At 68.8% G+C, this 19,062-nt stretch carries 17 protein-coding genes; 7 read left to right on the plus strand and 10 right to left on the minus strand.

Annotation, left to right across the window (positions count from 1 at the left end; translation table 11 throughout):
• Positions 1-271: 271 nt before the first annotated feature.
• Both ACEN2M_RS16185 and ACEN2M_RS16190 read right to left on the minus strand, forming a co-directional pair.
• Complete coding sequence (locus ACEN2M_RS16185; RefSeq protein ID WP_441649173.1) at positions 272-760, minus strand: GNAT family N-acetyltransferase; 489 nt, start codon at positions 758-760, stop codon at positions 272-274.
• A gap of 236 nt (positions 761-996) precedes the next feature.
• Positions 997-3,819 (minus strand): hypothetical protein, encoded by a 2,823-nt coding sequence (locus ACEN2M_RS16190; protein ID WP_441649174.1) that lies wholly within the window; start codon positions 3,817-3,819, stop codon positions 997-999.
• Positions 3,820-3,972: 153 nt separating this feature from the next.
• Between ACEN2M_RS16190 and ACEN2M_RS16195 the strand changes: the two genes are divergently transcribed.
• Together ACEN2M_RS16195 and ACEN2M_RS16200 are read left to right on the plus strand one after the other, a co-directional pair.
• The gene (locus tag ACEN2M_RS16195) at positions 3,973-4,383 is read left to right on the plus strand and encodes a GNAT family acetyltransferase (protein ID WP_441649175.1); all 411 of its coding nucleotides are present in this window, start codon (positions 3,973-3,975) and stop codon (positions 4,381-4,383) included.
• A gap of 100 nt (positions 4,384-4,483) precedes the next feature.
• A complete protein-coding gene (locus ACEN2M_RS16200) occupies positions 4,484-5,335 on the plus strand; it encodes an LON peptidase substrate-binding domain-containing protein (protein WP_441649176.1) in 852 nt (283 codons plus the stop codon).
• Between the two features lie 23 nt (positions 5,336-5,358).
• On the opposite strand, the gene ACEN2M_RS16205 is transcribed toward ACEN2M_RS16200, so the two are convergent.
• Positions 5,359-7,878, minus strand: coding sequence for an ABC transporter permease (locus ACEN2M_RS16205; RefSeq protein WP_441649177.1), 2,520 nt, complete (start codon positions 7,876-7,878; stop codon positions 5,359-5,361).
• Positions 7,875-8,627 (minus strand): ABC transporter ATP-binding protein, encoded by a 753-nt coding sequence (locus ACEN2M_RS16210; RefSeq protein ID WP_441649178.1) that lies wholly within the window; start codon positions 8,625-8,627, stop codon positions 7,875-7,877. Before ACEN2M_RS16210 ends, ACEN2M_RS16205 begins: the two co-directional genes overlap by 4 nt.
• 251 nt (positions 8,628-8,878) lie before the next feature.
• Here ACEN2M_RS16210 and ACEN2M_RS16215 point away from each other — a divergent pair, with 251 nt between their 5' ends.
• Complete coding sequence (locus ACEN2M_RS16215) at positions 8,879-9,214, plus strand: toxin-antitoxin system YwqK family antitoxin (protein ID WP_441649179.1); 336 nt, start codon at positions 8,879-8,881, stop codon at positions 9,212-9,214.
• A 1-nt stretch (position 9,215) separates the two neighbouring features.
• Positions 9,216-10,901: an FAD-dependent monooxygenase gene (locus ACEN2M_RS16220; protein WP_441649180.1), complete on the plus strand. Its 1,686-nt coding sequence runs from the start codon at positions 9,216-9,218 to the stop codon at positions 10,899-10,901.
• A gap of 26 nt (positions 10,902-10,927) precedes the next feature.
• Here ACEN2M_RS16220 and acsA read toward each other — a convergent pair whose 3' ends face one another.
• The 4 genes from acsA to ACEN2M_RS16240 all read right to left on the minus strand — a co-directional run bounded on the left by acsA (position 10,928) and on the right by ACEN2M_RS16240 (position 15,036).
• The gene (gene acsA / locus ACEN2M_RS16225; protein WP_441649181.1) at positions 10,928-12,730 is read right to left on the minus strand and encodes an acetate--CoA ligase; all 1,803 of its coding nucleotides are present in this window, start codon (positions 12,728-12,730) and stop codon (positions 10,928-10,930) included.
• 51 nt (positions 12,731-12,781) lie between these two features.
• A complete protein-coding gene (locus ACEN2M_RS16230) occupies positions 12,782-13,702 on the minus strand; it encodes a hypothetical protein (RefSeq protein ID WP_441649182.1) in 921 nt (306 codons plus the stop codon).
• A gap of 216 nt (positions 13,703-13,918) precedes the next feature.
• A complete protein-coding gene (locus ACEN2M_RS16235) occupies positions 13,919-14,227 on the minus strand; it encodes a hypothetical protein (protein WP_441649183.1) in 309 nt (102 codons plus the stop codon).
• Positions 14,228-14,319: 92 nt separating this feature from the next.
• Positions 14,320-15,036, minus strand: a complete 717-nt coding sequence (locus ACEN2M_RS16240; protein WP_441649184.1) for a DUF2461 domain-containing protein — start codon at positions 15,034-15,036, stop codon at positions 14,320-14,322.
• A 142-nt stretch (positions 15,037-15,178) separates the two neighbouring features.
• Between ACEN2M_RS16240 and ACEN2M_RS16245 the strand changes: the two genes are divergently transcribed.
• Positions 15,179-16,024, plus strand: a complete 846-nt coding sequence (locus ACEN2M_RS16245) for an alpha/beta hydrolase (protein ID WP_441649185.1) — start codon at positions 15,179-15,181, stop codon at positions 16,022-16,024.
• A gap of 11 nt (positions 16,025-16,035) precedes the next feature.
• On the opposite strand, the gene ACEN2M_RS16250 is transcribed toward ACEN2M_RS16245, so the two are convergent.
• Positions 16,036-16,614 carry an HhH-GPD-type base excision DNA repair protein gene (locus tag ACEN2M_RS16250; RefSeq protein WP_441649186.1) on the minus strand — a complete coding sequence of 193 codons (579 nt, stop codon included), beginning with the start codon at positions 16,612-16,614 and terminating at the stop codon, positions 16,036-16,038.
• Between the two features lie 114 nt (positions 16,615-16,728).
• On the opposite strand from ACEN2M_RS16250, the gene ACEN2M_RS16255 reads away from it, so the two are divergent.
• On the plus strand, positions 16,729-17,049 hold the full coding sequence (locus tag ACEN2M_RS16255; RefSeq protein WP_441649187.1) for a hypothetical protein: 321 nt from the start codon (positions 16,729-16,731) through the stop codon (positions 17,047-17,049).
• Between the two features lie 41 nt (positions 17,050-17,090).
• Here the strand turns inward: ACEN2M_RS16255 and ACEN2M_RS16260 are convergent, their stop codons facing one another.
• Positions 17,091-17,882, minus strand: a complete 792-nt coding sequence (locus ACEN2M_RS16260) for a ZIP family metal transporter (RefSeq protein WP_441649188.1) — start codon at positions 17,880-17,882, stop codon at positions 17,091-17,093.
• Positions 17,883-17,990: 108 nt separating this feature from the next.
• On the opposite strand from ACEN2M_RS16260, the gene ACEN2M_RS16265 reads away from it, so the two are divergent.
• Positions 17,991-19,022 carry a PHP domain-containing protein gene (locus tag ACEN2M_RS16265; protein ID WP_441649189.1) on the plus strand — a complete coding sequence of 344 codons (1,032 nt, stop codon included), beginning with the start codon at positions 17,991-17,993 and terminating at the stop codon, positions 19,020-19,022.
• Positions 19,023-19,062 lie beyond the last annotated feature (40 nt).

Below are 19,062 nucleotides of genomic sequence, written 5' to 3' on the forward strand. Positions count from 1 at the left end.
ACCGCACCGATCCGGCCAACCCGATGGGACCACCCCGGCCGCGGCCACCGACGGTGGGGCCGACCACCCGGAAGCGGACCGCCGATGACAGCTACCTGCTGCCCCGGCATCGGCCGAAGCGGCGCCCGACGCCACCGGTGCCCGACAACCCGCCGTTCTAGCGCCCCAGGCGCAGGGCCCACGAGATCATGAGGAGACCCGTGGCGGCGGACCTAGCGGAGGAGACCGACGAGAGAAGACCGACCACAGGAGACCGACTAGAGGAGACCGACTAGAGGAGAAGCTTGAAACCCACGTGGGAGGGCGCAAAACCGAGGCGTTCGTAGAACCGATGGGCGTCAAGGCGGGAGACGTCGGAGGTGAGCTGAACCATTCGGCATCCACGCGCGCGGCCGTATTCGACAGCCCACGAGAGCATCTCGCTGCCCAGGCCGTTGCCCCGCAAGGCACTGCTCACCCGCACGGCTTCGATCTGCAGCCGGGTAGCCCCCGAGCGGGCGAGCCCGGGCAGCACCGTGAGCTGCTGAGTGGCCACCACCCGCCCGGCGGGGTCGTCGACGACGACCAGAAGCTGATCGGGCGACTCATCGATCGCCGAGAAGGCAGCCAGGTATGGCGCGAGACCCTCGGCCGAAGTGGATTCCTCGCTGGAACGCAGCTGGTCGTCGGCGAGGAGCCCTACGATCGCCGCCACGTCCTCTGCGCACGCCCGCCGCAGGGTGAAAGGTCCGCCGGGTAGATCGAAAACAGCCTCAGTCATCAGAACAGCATGCCATCGCGGGCGACGCCACCGGCTCACATCCGCCTGCGCATGTCGCCTCACGCCTGCGTGGCTGCGTGCCTGCGTGCCTGCGTGGCTGCGTGGCTGCGTGGCCGCGTGGCCGCGTGCGTTCACAGACCTGGCAAACCCGGCAGACGCAGATCGCCCGGACCGCCACAGCCCACGCGTGGTGGGATGCGGCGGTCCGGGCGAAGGCGGCGCGCCTTGCGGCCGGGCTAGTAGTCGGTCGAGAAGACCGGAGCGCCGTCGACCATTTCGACCATGCCGTTGATGGTGAAGTCCACAGTGGACGTCTCCGCCTCGGCCTGGCCGCTGTAGTTCGTGTTCGTGTAGGTCACGGTAGCCGAGCCGCGATCCTCTGTGGAGACGTACCACTCACCGTCGTACGAGCTGTCCAGCGTCGTCACGGCCGGTTCGTCGATCGTCCAGACGACATCGGTGATGGTGCCGTAGTCGAACACGTACATCGGGCAGTTGTCGGCGTACAGCGTCTTCTGGGCGGCGCAGGCGGCCAGGTACTCCGCCACCTGCTGATCAACGCTGGAGGTGAACTCGTCGGTCGGTTCCAGGGCGAGTTGCGCCCCGTCGGACGCGTTCATGACGCCGACCTGAACCGTCTGCGACTCGGCAGCGAGCCACTTGGAGTCGCCCGCCGTGCCGACGACATAGTCGCCGGCGAAGGCCAGCACGTCCAGATAGCCGGCTTCCTGATCTTCACTGGTCAGCTTGATGGCGGTGCCGTTGACGTCGATCTCGTCGATGCCGGGCGAGAAGGCGATCGACAGCGACGGCAGCCAGACCGGGTCCAGGGTCCAGTTGTCGAAGAACAACGCCGTCGTGCCTGTCTTCTGCAGCGTGTAAGAGGCTTCCTCCTTCACCCCGTCTTGATCGACAGTGGCATTCACCACGGCGGAGTCGCCGCTGGTGGACACGTCGGTGATCCGATAACCGGTGATTCTGCCGTCGGTCTCCTTGAGCACGGCGTCGGTGAGCAGCACGCGCTCCGCCGCCGAACCATCGACATCGCCGATCTTCAACGCGGCAGACGCATCGCCGGCCACCAGAGCGTCCAGGTAGCTTTCCACCTGGTGCTCGGCGCTGTAGACCACCTGGTTGACCACGGAAATAGCAATCGACGCTCCGACAACGACAACGACAGCGCCACCGACGGCGGCGAGGACGATCCGAACCCGGCGCTTCTTCTCCGGAGTCATCGGCACGAAGGCCGGCGCACCATCGACAAGGGGCTCGCCAAGCGGGCCCCCAGAGACCTGCACAGTGCTCGGAGCGGCCTCGGCCCCGACGAGAACGGGTTCTCCGTCGGCGGCGGGAGCTTCACTCACCACGGGAACCGCGGTCGGTTCAGGCAGGACGTAGGTGCCGGGAATCGCGAACGGCACGCCGACCAGTCCAGTGATCTTGGCCGTCCGCACGACGAGAGCACTCGGGAGGAGCTGTACCAGCGTCGGCGCGGCAAAGACCGCGACGACCTCCACCAGCGCACCCAGCGCGGCGAAGACGATGAACGTCCACGCGGCCAGACCGACGGATCCGGACGCCGCACCGGCACCCTCGATCAGTGAGCCGGCACCCCCGAGGAGACCATCGAGATCCGCGCCGGCACCGCCGGTGTCGATGCTCGTCCAGCCGGCGATCGCACCGATGATCGAGATGACGATTCCTGCACAGGCGAACGTCACCACCGTGGTCGCCCACGACACCGCGGCAGGCAACCTCAGCTGCGCGCGACGGAGCCGGAGCACGGTACCCGTGACCAGGATGAGCAGCAGGTTCACGGCCAGGATGAGCACGGTTGCCCAACCGGGCAGCTCGGCGGGCATCCAGAAGCTGGTCGGCGAGCCGGCCATTCCGCCGACGGCGGCAAGTGCGCCACCGAGTGTGATCGGCGCGAGGTTCACGAAGCCCAGGCCATCGACCACGGCGGTCGGAAGCCAGAAGAACGCGGTCAGGAGGGCGTTGACGCCGCCATTGACGACGGACCAGATCAGCAGACCCACGGTGACCAGTGTCGCCAGCACACCGAGGTGCAGGCCCACCACGGGCAGGGTCGAACGAACGGATGCGAACACAGACGTGGCGGCCGGTGCCACCACGGCGGGCGTGATGCCCGCAGCCACTCGGGCCACCTTGGCTCGGGCCAGGTACGACGCGAGCGTTCCCAGAACGAGCGCGCCGAGGAATGCGGTGAACGACACCGACGACGCTGTGCCGGTTCCGGTCAGGACTCCGAATGCGGTGTCGGATCCGTCGCCGAGGGCATAGGTCAACGGTGTCACTGCCGCGATGACAACAACGACAACCGCCAGGACCACACCGCTGAGCGCCGACAGCAGCCAGCGACTGCCGCGAGTCGCACTCGGGGTGATGCGTTCGTCCCTGCGCGCCACGAACGCGGTGGCGACGATGAGGAAGGCGGTGACCAGGAGCGGAAGCCAGAGCAGCGAGACCGCGGCCGAGATTCCCATCACCGTGGCGCCGACGGTGAGAGTGCCGCCGACGGCCAGCCCCACAATCTGGGCGGGCGCCTGGAAGGCGAGGCCCCAATCCAGGGCGGCGTCCGCTGCGGCTACGAAGACCAGCAGGGTGAAGACAAGCGCGAGCAGCCAGGCGGCGGCGTAGACGACGACGGGCGCGATCGCGGCGGCGATGTATCGCTCACCGGGAATTCCGCGAACCAGTGCGGCGACGCGGGTGCCGACCGTCGGACCGGTGCGTACCGGCACTGCCGGTATCGCAGCGCCCGGAGTGCCGTATGCGGCCGGAGCAGCGCCAGGCGCTGCGGTCGGGACCGAATCAGCGGCAAGCGGCGCTGCGGCTTGCACCGGCGCTGCGGGTTGCAGCGGCTCGTCGGCAACGGCGGTGTCCGCGGCCGGCTCTGCTGCTGCGGCGGTCTCCGCTACCGGCTCTGCTGGTGCCGGCTCTGCCGCTGCGACCGGCTCTGCTGCTGCGCTGTTTGTGGTGTTTGTGTCGTCGGTGCTCGCTCCGGAATCGTCTCCGGAATCGAGATTGCCACTCAATTTTGAATTATTAATGCTGCCCCCAGGTTTCGTTTCGAAGCGTAGCGGAAAAAAGGCTGGCCAGCGGGCTAGTCCGATCCCGAAGTGACGCGGTTGACGCCCCTCGGTGCGAGCCGCCGACATCGCCGCACTGCGCACCTGCAGAATGGACGAATGCACATCACCGACGTCTCCCCCGCCGATTTTGATGCCGTGATCACTCTGTGGGAGGAAGCCGGCCTCACCCGCCCGCGGAATCCGCCGGCCACGGACCTTCGTCGCGCGCTGGACGGCTCGACGTCGACGGTGCTCGGCGCCTTCAGCGACGACCGGCTGGTCGGAACGGTGATGGTCGGCCACGACGGTCACCGCGGCTGGGTCTATTACCTCGCCGTGACCATGACTGAGCGCGGCACGGGACTCGGCCGCCGGCTGATGCAGGCTGCCGAAGCCTGGCTCGTGCAGCGGGGCGCCGTGAAGCTGCAGCTCATGGTGCGAGAGACCAACACCGCCGTCATCGGCTTCTACGACCGGCTCGGTTTTGCGGATGCCGACGTGCGCGTGCTCGCCAAACGGCTCGACTGATCTGCCCTCAGCGCCGCAGAGCCGACCGAATGTCGGGGCAGAGCAATTCCCGGCAGCCTGCGTGCTTGGCTTTCCTCCGGGAGCGTGATTCGCTGGGGTTATGTCGATACAGGGGAACCCTCCCGACGAACCCGAGATCCCGGCCGGCGACGACGCCGACGCCGCCGATGTCGGCGCGTCCCGCCTGCCGATGTTCCCGCTCGGGTCGGTGCTCTTCCCCTACATGCCGCTGCAGCTGAGGGTGTTCGAGGAGCGTTACCTGATCATGTTGGCGAGCATCCTGGAATCCGAGCCCGCCGAATTCGGTGTGGTTCTCATCGAGCGCGGCCAGGAGGTTGGCGGTGGCCAGCACCCGTTCAGCACGGGAACCGTCGCGCAGGTGCTGGAGCTGGTGGCGCCGGAAGGTTTTGTCGGCCTGGTTGCGCAGGGCGACCGTCGAATTGAAGTCGTCGAGTGGCGCCAGGACACCCCCTATCCGCAGGCTGTGGTTCGGGAGCTGCCTGCCCTGGTCTGGGACGACGCGCTGACACCGCTGCGGGTGCTCGCAGAGCAGACCGTGCGCCGCACTCTGTCGCTGGCCAGCGAGTTCACCGACGACGCCTGGTCGGCCAATGTTGCGCTGTCGGAGGATCCCGTCGAGGCCGCCTGGCAGCTGGCCGGCATCGCCCCGGTGGGTCCGCTCGACCAGGTCGCGATGCTGCGCTCCACGACCATGGCCGGCCTGCTGCGCTCGATCTTCGACCACACCGAAGCGGCCGCCGACGCGTTCCGGGTGCCTGGTCCCGGCCAGATCGACCCGGATGGCTTGGACACCGACGAGCTCGACACCGATGAGCTGGACACCGACGAGCTGGACTCCGACGAGCTAAACACTGACGAGCTAACCACCGACGAGCCTGACCCTGACGACGTGGATCCCGACGACCCAGACCCTGACGACCGCGCCACCTGAACCCGGCGCATCCTGCCAGCCGACTAGTCGTGGCTGAGGCTCTCCACCGGCGAGCGCCGCGCGGCTCCGCCGGCCGGCACGACGGTGGCAAGCAGCCCGGCCACCAGAGCCCCGAGCAGCACGATGGCCAGCTGGGTCCAGGGCAGGTGCACGCTCAATGCGAGTTTCTGCGCCTGCAGCGACACCGCCGACAGGCCGGCCCACGCGTACAACACGCCCAAACCGATACCGCACGCCGCGGCCACCACCGTGATCAGCGTCGCCTCCAGGCCCAGGGTGGTTCGCAACTGGCCGCGAGTGAGGCCGAGGGCACGCAGTAGCGCGGACTCGCGACGCCGCTCGTAGACCGACAACGCCATGGTGTTGGCCACCCCCACACAGGCGATGACCACGGCCATGGTGAGCAGGGCAAGCACGATGAGGAGCATCACATCGAGAATCTGTTCGTAGTAGGTGCGCTCCGGCGCACCACCGCCCACCGTGAATTGCTCGCTCACCGACAGGATGTCGGTGCTCAGCTGCTGCACCTGGCCACTGGTGACCTCGTCGCCCAAGCGCAGCTGCACCTGTCCGGTGACCGGCGCCGCCACCAGCGTGAGCAGGTCATCTTTGGTGAGAGTCGCCTGCTTGCGCGGAGCGGTGGGCTCCAGCGCCACGGTCAGCTCGGCCGCCGCCGCGTCGCCGGTCACCGTCACGGTGTCGCCGGCTCGCATGGCTCCCGCATCGGCGGGATTGAGCAGCAGCTGGCCGGATTGCGGCACGACCACGCTCGAGCGTGCCACGTGCTGCGCCTCGGCCGAGTCGATGCCCCTGGCCGGCAGCACCATCGGCGTCCCTGAGTCCGGGGTGATGGTGACCAGAGCCGAGGCCACCGAGGTCGCGTCCTCGACGTCGGGCATCGCGCTGATGCCGTCGAGCTGTTCCGCGCTGATCCCGGCCGGGTCCACCGACTGCACGGTGAGGTCCACCGGCCGTTTCTCGTCGATCTTGTCGCCGATCGAGGTGCGCACAGACGCGACACCCACGACCATCATCGTCACGAGGGTCACCCCCACCAGCAGGGCGGCGGCCGTCGACGCCGTGCGCGCCGGGTTGCGGGTCGCATTGAGAGCGGCGAGCCGGGCGGGCACCGACGTCCAGCCGATCGTCGAACCGACCGCACGCACAATCCACGGAACGAACAGGGCAGAGGCCAGCAGGATTCCGAGAAAACTGACCACTCCCGACCCGACAGCCAGCGCCAGCCCGGACCGGGTCGCCCCGACGTACAGCCCGAAGCCGCCGAACCCGATCAGGATCATGGCGATGATCGCGCCGAGCACACCCTGGCGCAGACCCGCCGGAGCGGCGACGGCGCGCAGGGCGGCCACCGGGCGCACCCGGGTGGCCCGGTTCGCCGGCGCCAGCGCAGACCCCAGAGTGAGCACCACCCCGAGGCCGAACCCCGCCATCACCAGGACCGGGTCGATCACGAGCCGGCCGAGGTGCAATCCGGATGCGCCGGCACGGCTGAGATCTGCCAGCACCCCGGCCCCGGCCAGCCCGATGCCCACTCCGACCGCGGAGGCCACCAGGCCCAGCAGCAGCGCCTCGCCCAGGATCAGCCTGCGCACCTGACCGGCGCCGGCACCGACGCAGCGCAGCAGGGCCAGTTCCCTGGTGCGCTGGCTGACGAGAACCTGGAACGTGTTCGCGATCACGATCGCGGCCACGAACAGGGCAATGGCGGCGAAGGCCATCAGGATGCTGGTGAGCACGGTGGCGCTGCCGGAGAGCTGGGCGGTTTGGTGGTCGACGGCCTGGGCTCTGGTCTGCACCATGATGCCCGGTCGCTCGCCCACCGCCGAGGCGACCGACGCCGCAACGGCCTCGGCATCCGCGCCGTCGCCGGCATCCGCACCCGCCACCAGAATGGACGTCGACAGAGCGAACAGTGCCGGGTCGGTGAGAGCCTCTGCCTGCATGAGGAGGGTGGGAGCACCGGTCCCCACACCGGCGGCCTGCGCCGCGGTGATGCCCACCACCGTCACGGTGCTGGGGGTCACCCCGGAGGCGACGGCGGCGACGGACACGGAGTCGCCCACGGCAACCCCCAGCGAGTCGGCGGCCGGTTGATCGAGGGTAGCCTCGCTGGGCGTCTGGGGCCAACGGCCGGAGGCCAACGTCTGCCAGCGCACCGACTCCTCGAGCACGGCGTTGATCTGAGCCACGCTGCGGGTCTGGCCGAACCTGAGGTCCACATAGGCGAGCCGTTCCACGTCGGCGCCGGCCACCGCCGGGGCCGCCCGCACCGCCGGCAGCAGGCCGAGCAACTCGTCGGTGGAGGTGCGCGGGTCGGAGCTGGCCAGATCGGCCACAGTCTGGGTGACCAGAACATCGGCCTTGGCCATGCTCGCCGCCAGGGAGTCCTCGGTCGTGCGGGTGAACGTGGCCGAGAGGGTGAGCGTTGCCACGACGAACCCTACCGAGAGCGCCACGGCGAGGCCTGTCGCCAGCAACCGGGTCAGGGTGGCGCGCAGGCCAGAGAAGAGGACCCTGATCACGGGGTCGGCCGAAAGCCGTGCAGGGCCGACAACACGGAGCCGACCGTCGGTTCGTGCAACTCACCGGTGAGGCGCCCGTCGCCGAGGAGCACAACCCGGTCGGAGGCGGCCGCGGCGACGGCATCGTGGGTGACCATGATCACGGTCTGGCCCCATTGGCTGACGCTGGCACGCAGCAGAGCGAGCACCTCCGCGCCGGCCACTGAATCGAGGTTGCCGGTGGGTTCGTCGGCGAAGATCACGGCCGGCCGGCTCAGCAGTGCCCGTGCCACCGCCACCCGCTGCTGCTGCCCGCCCGAGAGTTCGTGCGGGCGGTGTTTCAACCGGCCCGTGAGCCCGAGAGTCTGCACCACCTCGTCGAACCAGGCGCGGTCCACCCGGCGCCGTGCCAACGCCAGCGGAAGCACGATGTTCTGCCTCGCCGTGAGGGTCGGCACGAGGTTGTAAGACTGAAAGACGAACCCGATCTTCTCCCGGCGGAGCCTGGTGAGTCCGCGATCACGGAGCCCGGTGATCGGGGTGCCATCGATCCATATAGTGCCGCTGCTCGCGGTGTCGAGTCCGGCCAGGCAGTGCATCAGGGTGGACTTGCCCGACCCCGATGGCCCCATCACCGCCGCGAACTGTCCGCGTGGAAAACCCACGGAGACCTGGTCGAGGGCGACGACGGCCGATTCCCCGCGCCCGTAGGTCTTGCGGAGGGCGTCTGCCACCACTGCGAAGCCGTGCGTACCGTTCGATTCGGTCATTACTGTCCCCCGCGTGATGTCGATGCTGGGGCGAGTGCATCCGTCTGGCATACCGGATGCGCGGCCGCGCGTTCACCGGCACCCCATCAGGCCGAGAACGGTTTGTCAGCCGGTACTGCGCCCCCAGGGCCCGGATGGCGACCTCACGCTGTCCCCACCGGCATCCCCCCGTTTGGGGTTCAACACTACGCCCGTCGCCGGGTGCGATTTACCCGCTGGTGAGCTAACACTTTCCGGGGCAGCATGGGGACATGTCCGCTCCAGCGTCTTCACCCGCCCCCTCCCCCTCCGTCGGCACCCCGGTCCCCCGCCACGACAGGTTCTCCGACGGGTCGGTGAAGGCCAGCGGGTTCGAACTCGACGGCGAGCTGCACGGCCACTGGGAGTGGTTTCGTCTTGACGGTTCGCTGTTGCGCTCCGGCGAATTCGACCTTGGTCATCAGGTGGGCATCTGGCGCACCTGGGACCGCGCCGGCCGGCTCGTGAAGGAGACCGCATTCGGACCATCCCACTCGACACCCCCTGTGGAGCCGCACCCGGACGAGACGGATCCCGTCACGCCCACGGACCAGGACGCCCCGCACTGACATGCCCGGTGGCAGGAGGTCAGGACGCACAGTCGGCACCGGCACCTCCTTCGACGCCGACGTCCTGATCGTGGGAGCCGGGCCAACCGGGCTCGCTCTCGCCCGGGAACTGCACACCCTCGGCGTCACGGCGATGGTGGTCGACAGCGCGGCAGCCCCGGTGCACGAGTCCCGCGCCCTGGCCATTCAGGCGCGCACCCTCGAAGTCCTCTCCCGCAACGCTCTGGCAGACGATCTGGTGAGCGCCGGCAACCCCACCGGCACGTTGCTCCTGCATCGGCGCGGCCGACGGCGCCGCGGCCACATCTCAGCGGCACCCTCCTACTCGGTTCCACTGTTCGACGAGGCCCTCCGCGACACCCGGTTCCCGTTCCTGCTGTTCCTCTCACAAGCCGGCACCGAACGGGTGTTTGTCGACCGCCTGTCCCGCGCGGGGGTCGGGATCCGCCGGGGACTCACGCTGACCGGCCTCAGCCAAGACCCGGACGGGGTCACCAGCACCCTCGAGTCTCCCGGAGTACCCGCGCGGACCGTGCGCACCCGGTATGTGGTGGGCTGCGACGGGGCACACAGCAGCACCAGGCACAACGCGGGCATCGGTTTCGCCGGTCGCGCCTTCCCGCAGCGCTTCCTCCTGGCCGACCTGCAGGCCGACGGCCTGGAACCAGGCCGGGTGCACGTCTACCTGGCCGGAGCCGGACCGCTGTTCCTCTTCCCTCTCGGGGCACCGGCCGGCTGGCGACTGCTCGTCATGCTGCCACCGGGCAGGCGCACCGGTCCCGTCACCCTGGAGCTCGCGCAGGCGGCCGTCACCAGGTACACCCGCGCCCCCATCGTGCTTCACCACCCGGTCTGGCTCACCGAATTCACCATCAGCAGCCGGCTCGCCGAGAGTTTCTCAAGCGACCGGGTGTTCCTGGCCGGCGATGCGGCCCACATCCACAGCCCGGCAGGCGCGCAGGGCATGAACACAGGCATTCAGGATGCCGTGAACCTCGGCTGGAAACTCGCCCTCGTCTGCCGGGGAGACGCCGCGCCTGCGCTGCTGCAGAGCTACGAGCACGAACGGCGGCCGGTGGCCCGCTCGGTTCTGACACTCACCGACCGGGCCTTCGTGGTGGCCACCAGCCAGCACCCGGTGCTCCGATTTCTGCGGGCGGGGCCGGCCATTCGGGTGGGTGCCACGTTGATGCAGAGCCGGGCGGTGCGTCGCGCCGGCTTCCGGCGGGTCTCCGAGTTGGGCGTCCACTATCGAAGCGGCCCGCTGTCCACGAACGGTCTCCCCCGCCTGGCCAGCGGTCCACGTCCGGGCGAGAGATTCCCCCAACCCGGCATGGGCGTCACCCCGATCTCCGAGGTGCCGCCCCCGGCGACCGGTGCAGGCGCAGCCCCGGGGCCGCGGGTGTTCCGGATGCTGCTCTGCGGCCCCTCCGCGGACTGGCCGGACACCCTGGTGCGCGACTTCCAGGCGCGCTGGGCGCATCTGCTCAGCGTGGAGCTGACCCCGGCCGCACCGCGGTCCCGCTGGTCAGCGGCTCCGCGCGCCGGCTCGTCCTCCCGCCGCCGCCCGGACGTCGCCCAGTACCTGGTGCGGTGGGATGGCTACGTCGGCTTTCGATCGGGCGGCACCGACCTCTCCGGCGTGGCGGCATACCTGCGCGGCATCGGCGCCCATCCGCTGTTTTAGCCGGGTAGGGCGTACGGCCCGCCGTGTCACTCCATGGCCACCGTCGAGGTGTCGCCGTCCGGCAGGCCGATCTCCCGGGCCTTCAGCAGGCGGCGCACGGTCTTGCCGTTCTGGGACTTCGGCACGGCATCTATGAACTCGAGCTCGACCGGCGCCACGTTGGGGCCCAGCCGGTCGACCGCGAACTCCAGAATCTGCCGGCGCAGCTCGTGGGTGGCGGTGACGCCCTCGTTCACCTGCACGAAGGCCTTCACCACCTCGCCGGCCACCGAGTCGGGGGCGCCGATCACCCCGGCGTCGGCCACCGCCTCGTGCTCCATCAGCGAACTCTCCACCTCGAACGGGCTCACCAGCTGACCGGCGGAGATGATCACGTCGTCGCCGCGGCCGACGAACCAGTAGTAGCCCTCGGCGTCCCGCCTGGCCAGGTCCCCGGTGAGGTACCAGCCGCCGACGAAACAGGACTCGTACAGTTTCTCGTTGTGCACGTAGCCGCGGAACATCGACGGCCAGCCGGGGCGCAGAGCCAGCTCCCCGACCACCTCTGGCGCGTCGATCAGCACGGCCTCGCCGCCCTCCACCCGCGGCGCACCGTTCTCACCGCGCGCCACCAACGCGGCCTCGACTCCGGGCAACGGCCGGCCCATCGAGCCGGGCTGGATCGGTTCGGCCGCGACATTGGCGATCATGATGGCGCCGGTCTCGGTCTGCCACCAGTTGTCGTGCACCGGCTGCCCGAACACCTCCTGGCCCCAGACCACCAGTTCGGGTTCGAGAGGCTCGCCCACACTGGCCACGAAGCGCAGCGCCGAGAGGTCACGGCCCGTTGCCGCATCCGCCCCGGCGAGCATCAGCAACCGCAGCTCGGTCGGCGTGGTGTACCAGACCGTGACCCGCTGGTCGGCGAGGATGCGGAAGCAGCGGTCGGCATCGAAGTCGCCCTCGTCGACGATCGCGGTGATCCCGTGCACGAGGGGTGCGAACACTCCATAGGACATCCCGGTGACCCAACCGGGGTCGGCGGTGCACCAGTAGATGTCGTCCTGGTGCAGGTCGAGGGCGAACAACGCGCTCACGTAGTACGCGGTCACGGCGTCGTGCACGTGGATTGCCCCCTTGGGCGCACCCGTCGTGCCGCTGGTGAAGTGCAGCAGGGCCATGTCCTCCCGCTGCGTGGCAACGGTGTCGCCGAACGGCGGGGCCTCCTTCATCAGTGCCGCGAAGTCGAGGGTTCCTGGGTCGGGGTCGCCGTCGGCGTCGACGAGCAGCACGTGCACGAGTTCGGGCAGCCGCAACCGCACCGGGGCGACGTGCTCGCGGAACAAGGCCCTGGTGGTGACGAGCACCCGGCCGGAGCCGATCGCCAGCCGCTGGCGCACGGGGTCGGGGCCGAAGGCGTCGTAGAGGGGGCAGAAAACGCTGCCGTTCTTCAGGGTGCCGAACGCCGCCACGTACTGCTCAGGCACCCGCCCGAGCAGGGAGAACACCCTGTCTTGACGCTCCAGCCCGAGCCGGTGCAGCACACTGGCGAACCGGCTGATCTGATCGGCCAGGGCGCCGTAGCTGACCGGCAAGGTACTCTCGTCGACCCGCACGAACCGCAACGCGTCGGTCGTGGCGTGCGCGCCGTGAGCGTGCCTGTCGACGGCTTCGTGGGAGATATTGACGCCGCGCCCGCCGGGCAAACCGGAAATGGCCTGCCTCGCGTTCTCCCAGTCGAAGTCGGCGTACGTGCTCTCGTAGTCCAGGAGGTTGGGCTGCACAGCGGTTGAAGCCGGGTCTTTCGGGATGGTGGCCCAGCGGGTCGGAGGTTCCGTTCCTGCCGTCATGCCCCCATAAAACTCCCTCCCGGCCAGGCTGAAAAGGGGTGCTTCAGCGCGTCAGCCCAGGGCCGCAGCGTTCAGGGCCTGGATCAGCGCGGCAGCGACCGGGGCGTACGATTCAGGCGCAGGGTCGGACGTGCCGTAATAGCTGATCTCCAGCCAGTTCGGGCCGTCGAACACCTGCGCCAGCGCATCCGCACCGGTTCCGACGAGCACAGCCCGCTGCACGCCGTCGATCCTCAGCTCGGTTCCAGGAGCAAGGCCGTCCTGCGCCCATGCGCCGCCCGGCAGCCACTGGGTTTCGAACGCCGCGAGTTCGCCGGCCCCGTCAGCCGGAGGACTCCACAAGCAGGTCGTCGCTCCGGCCGCAGCCTCCGCGCGCAGGTACCCCTCCGGCCGCTCGCCGGGGCGATTGCCTTTCGCGGCGTTCCAGCCGGGCAAAGCAGCGGCAACCGGGGCCGACGCGCCGAGTGCTGCGCAGTCGACGTCGTCTGGCCACGCCGCGTCGAGCGCGGCGGAAGGAGTGAAGGCCGCTGCGGCGGCGGTATTCGCCGAGAACCGTTCGGCGAGTCTGGTGATCGCGGACCGCGCTGCCGCTTCCGTGCTGCCTGCCGGTGGGTAGACCACCCCGCTGAGCCAGAACCCTGAAGCCGTGAGGTTGAAGCTGCAGGCCGCGCGGATCGCTTGCGGGTCGGTGCTGGACTCGTCGCTGGACGCATAACACGCCGGTTCAGTGCTCTCGAATTCGGAGCTAAAAGCTTCCGGAAGGAGCACAGCGCTCAGGGTCGCCGCGGCCGCCGAATCGTCCTGCGCCCAGTCACACGGCATGCCGCCGACCGCGGCCACCGCGGCGTCCATCGGGGTGGCCGGCGAGGTTCGTGCGGCTATGACCATACCCACGTCCAGTGCGGCGCTCACGTCGTCGTTCGTGAGGACCCCGGAGCAGTCGCCGTCGAAGGCCTGAGCAGGGTCGGTCACGAGTGCAGGGCTGGGGGCGGGCGTGTCCGTCACCGAAGGTGAGGCCCCGGGCGCCGCGACCGAGCTGCCGGGCGTGCACCCGCTGAGAGCGAAAGTGCTGAGAGCGACAACGCTGAGAGCTAGGAGGGTCATGAGTGGGTGGACTGAACGTCGGGGAATCACGTTCGCAAGCTAACAGCCGGCGTGCGGCGGCGAACTCCCCCAGTCCGGGGTCTCTCAGGAGACGAGTGACAAAATTATCTGCAGCACCACGACCACCAGCGTCACGCCGACCAGCACGAGTGCGGCCAGGGTCAGGCCGCTCCCCCTGGCGCCGGCCGGGATGACCCGGCGAGCCTGCAGCGTGAAGGCAGCTCCGATGACGGCCACCAGAAGCGCGGGAACAGGGAAGACGAACGCGACGACGAGTCCGAGCAGCGCCACCCAGAATCCGGGCGCCCGACCGGGCGCCTTCGTCCAGTCTGCTTGCGGGGCGCCGAGTGCGAGAAGGCGATTGCCCTCCATCTTGGCTCGAGGGTCGTTCACTGTGCGGCTCCTTTGAGGGTCCGTTGGACCGTTTGGGTCGCGACCGCTCTTCGTCCCCATTCTCGTGCACACGGCGAGCCGCCGACAACCGATCAGGCCCGACGCAGTCCCGCGGATGCCTCGATTTCCAGTGGGGTGGCCGTCGCGAGCGGCACATTCAAAAAGTCCACGAACGGGGTCAGCGCCGCGAACCGTTCCACCACAGAGTCGACGAAGCCGTCTTTCAGGGCCACGTCGCCAGGCAACTGTGCGAACAGCGCCCAACTGCGCACCCGCAGCAGGTCGGCCGCCGGATGTTCAATGGGGAAGCCCCTGGGCGCCCGCACCAATGGGCGCCCGTCGAAGGGTTCGGCGAGTCGAACTACTGACTTCTCTGCCAGCAGCTCCCTCGCCTGCTCGTGGTGGTCGAGCAGATACTCCCGAATCGCCCGCAGCTGCGGTGAGCCCGGCGAATAGGCTCCGCCGGCCACCATCACCCCGTGCACGCCCACCTGCAGGAAGAACCCGGCGCCACCGGCCTTCTCCAACCCCTGCCGCGGCCAGCTCGCGGCGAGGTGGGTCTTGTAGGGGGTCTTGTCGTTGGAGAAGCGCACGTCCCGGTAGATCCGCAGCATGGCCTTGGGAGCGGGACGCAGGTAGTCGGGAGCGAACTGGACCAGACGGGAGTTGACCGCCTCGATCACCTCGAGCATCCGCGCCTTCAGTTCGGTCTCATAGATGGGCTTGTTCTCTTCGAACCACGCCCGATTGTTGCGGTGCTCGAGTTCTTCGAGAAAGTCGAACGCCTGCTCGCTGAAATGTGGACCCACCTGGGCGCTCCCCTGTTCGTTCCTTTTTGTCGGATCCCTCCATTCTCCGCCTTGTCCGGGCCGTTCCACCGGGCTAGATTCGCGCCAACCGCGCCCCCATGCGGTCCTTGCGGCACCATCAACGGCACCCGAAGGGATCATCATGACCAGCGACACGGCAACGCCGAACACCATCGTTCTCATCCACGGACTCTGGATGACCCCACGCAGCTGGGAACAGTGGGTTCCGTACTATGAGGCCAAGGGTTACCGGGTGATCACTCCCACCTACCCTGGCTTCGACATCGAAGTGGAAGCCTTGCGGGAGAACCCAGACATCATCGCCAATCTCACGGTGCCGGAGACCGTCGAGCACCTCGCCAGCACCATCCGCGCTCTCGATACCCCGCCGATCATCATGGGTCACTCCTTCGGCGGCACACTCACCCAGCTCCTCACTGCGCAGGGGCTCGGCGTGGCGTCAGTCGCCATCAACTCAGCCCCCACCGAGGGAGTGCGAGTGACCCCGCCGTCCCAGATCCGGTCGTTCTTCCCCATTCTCAACAACCCCGCCAATTACCACCGGGCAGTCGGCTACACCGCGGAGCAGTTCCACTACGTCTTTGCCAACACCCTCAGCCGGGATGACTCCGATGCCGTGTACGAGCGGTACCACATTCCCGCACCGGGCAACTGGGTATGGGCATACGGGCTCATCGCCAACTTCAAGCCGGGCAAACAGGAAACCTGGGTGGACTACTCGTTCAACGACCGGGCACCGCTACTTTTCCTCGCGGGCGGCGCCGACCACATCATGCCCCCGTCGGTCAACCGGTCCAACGCCGATCACTACGACAAGTCGCAGGCGCTCACCGAGTTCCACGAGTTCCCCGGTCGTTCGCACTGGACTTGCGGAGAACCAGGCTGGGAGGCCGTGGCCGACTACGCGCTGGACTGGGCCGTGACACACGCCAGCGCCGCTCATATCCGACGCGCAGAACTCGCCTGAGCCGGGCGGGGCTACTTCGCCGTCGCTTCCTTCGCTGCGGCCTTCGCCGCTCGTTTGCTCTCCCGCACGCGGGCCAGCGACTCCGGGTCGACGATGTCGGCCACCGACTTCAACGAACCGTCCTCACCGTACGGGGCCGATGCATCCCGCCACCCGGCCGCCGCCAGGCCCAGCCGTTTGCCGAGCAGGGCCAGGAAGATCTTCGCCTTCTGCTCCCCGAACCCGGGCAGAGCCTTCAAGCGGCGCAGCACCTCGGCGCCATCGGGGTCGCCAGCGGTCCAGATCTCCGCCGCGTCACCGTGCCAGTCGTCGGCCACGACCCCGGCGAGGGTCTGCACCCTGCCGGCCATCGACCCTGGAAACCTGTGCACGGCCGGCGTCTGCCGGAAAACCTCGACGAAGGCATCCGGCTCGTAGTCGGCGAGGGTCCTGGCATCGAGGGTGCCGACCCGGTCGCGGATCTTGGCCGGACCGGCGAAGGCGGCCTCCATTGCGATCTGCTGATCGAGCAGCATGCCCAGCAACAGGGCGAATGGGTCTTCGCTGAGCAAGGTGTCGGCCGCGGCGTCGCCGGTGAGATGCAGTGTCATCGCGCCATTCTGCCACCGCACGGCGGCACTTTGGGGGGTGACCGCGCCGTTGGCACCTGACCGGGTCGATGCCACGATGACACCAGCCGGCGCACCCGGCAGGGAAGGGCAATCATGTTGGACGTACCCGCAGGGAGCGTGCTGCGCAGTTGGACCGGGTGGATCCGCCCGGAATCGCGCGCCGCATACGCCGCGTACCTCGAACGCACCGGCCTGGCCGACTACAGGTCGACCCGTGGCAACCTGGGTGCTGCCCTCATCTTCCGCGACCTGCCCGACGGTCGGTGCGAGGTGCGCACCATTTCGGCGTGGCGGTCGTACCGCGACATCGTCGCCTTTGCCGGGGATGACATCGAGATGGCCGTCTTCTATCCCGAGGACGACAGGTTCCTGATCGACCGAGAGCTCACCGTGGCGCACTACGACGTCGCCTGACCGCGGGCGATGGGCGCTGAGCTCGTCTGCCGGCTCTCGATTCAGGCCAGCGAAAGCACGAACGACAAGACGAATCCGGCCGCGGTGCTCAACGCCACTGCAGGTCCGCCGTGTTCGTAGGCCTCGGGCATCAGCGTGTCGGCAAGCGACGCGATCACGGCCCCGGCGGCGAAGGCCAACGGCAGTGAGATCGTCTCGGGGTCGCTGCCAGACAACGGGCCGGCCCCCACCATCACCGCGACGACCAGCAGGGCCGCGCAGGCCCCCCACAGCCCGAGGATCTTGCCGGTTGATGATCCCTGGCTGCGCATTGACGCCGCGCCCACCAGGGACTCCGGCAGGTTGGAGACGAAGATGGCGGCGAGCAGCGCGAGCCCGCCGGTGCCCTCGGTCAGGGAAACACCCAATGCGACGTTCTCCGGCACCCCATCCAGCGTGACAGCGGCCAGCAACGCCACCCCGGCCGCGCCCCTGGTCGAGGCCGCTGTTGGCGCCTTCTCCATCGCTGCCGCGTTTGTGTCGAGTTTGACACTGCCCGGGTGCTCGCCGGCCGGCACGCTCTGGGATCTCGGCTGTGCCCAGCGGTCGAGCAGCGCACTGAGGGCGGTGAACACCACAGCTCCGGCGAACAACCCGAGTGCGGCACGCCAGATACCGCCGCGTCGATACGCGTCTTCGAAGAGTTCGAACGCGAGGGCGGTGATCAGCGCCCCCGCCGCGAAGGAGAGCAGGATGGCCAGAATCCGCTTGGGTAACTGAAACCGTGCCCCGATGAATGCGCCCAGCACGAGTGCGCTGGAAGCCACGACTCCGAACACCAACGACGTCATCACGCAACCAGTATGGGCCGAACTCGCCGCGGCCGCTGTGGGGCCGTCGGTCTCAATCCGGCTGGCGCGCCGGCCTCGCGGGATCGGCCGGTTCGGGCTGATGATGGCTGCATGGATGCCGTCGACGCGTTGAATGAGATCGCTTTCTGGCTCGAGCGTGAGCTCGCACCATCGTTCAAGGTGCAGGCCTTCCGCCGCGCTGCCGTCGCGATCGGTGACCTCGACCGCCAGGAGCTCGCCGACCGTGTGCACGACGGCCGGCTGCAAGCGATGAAGGGCATCGGCAGCCGCACGGCCGAGGTGATCGGGCAATCGCTCTACGGAATGCCCGACTACCTCGAGAACCTGCGCCGACAGGGCTCTGAGCCGCTGGCGACCGGCGGCCAGGAGGTGCTCACAGCGGTGCGGGGCGACCTGCACGCGCACAGCGACTGGTCGGACGGCACCACCTCGATCGATGTGATGGTGGCCACGGCCGCGCTCCTCGGCCGGGAGTACCTGGCGGTGACCGATCACTCACCCAATCTCACCGTCGCCCACGGGCTCACCGCCGACCGGCTGCAGCAGCAGCTCGAGGTGGTCGCCGGGCTGAACGACGCGCAGCGAGCCAAGCCGCACGGCGGGGTGCGGGTGCTCGCCGGCATCGAAGTCGACATCCTCGAGAACGGTCAGCTCGACCAGACGCCGGAGTTGCTCGGCCGGCTCGACCTGGTCGTCGCCAGCGTGCATTCCAAGCTGCGGGCCGACTCCATCAGCATGACCAGGCGGATGCTCGCGGGCATCCGTGACCCGCACAGCAATGTGCTCGGGCACTGCACCGGCCGGCTGCTGAGCGGCACGCGGGGAACCAGACCGCCGTCGACGTTCGACGCCGGCCGGGTCTTTGCGGCCTGCGCCGAGAACAATGTGGCGGTGGAGATCAACTCGAGGCCGGAGCGACAGGACCCGCCGGACGACCTCATCAAGGTCGCGCTCGACGCCGGTTGCCTGTTCAGCATCGACAGTGACGCGCACGCCCCCGGCCAGCTGGACTTTCTCTCCTACGGCGCGGAACGGGCGAGCGCGAACGGGGTTCCCGTCGATCGAATCGTCAATTCCTGGCCGGTCGAGCAGCTCCTGGAGTGGGCTTCCTCCCGCCGTTGAGACGTTCCGGCCGTTGATGTCGGGCCGGCACCCGGTCAGG

The sequence above is a fragment of the Cryobacterium sp. W22_MBD10_FK3 genome (genome assembly GCF_052113745.1).
Lineage (GTDB): Bacteria > Actinomycetota > Actinomycetes > Actinomycetales > Microbacteriaceae > Cryobacterium.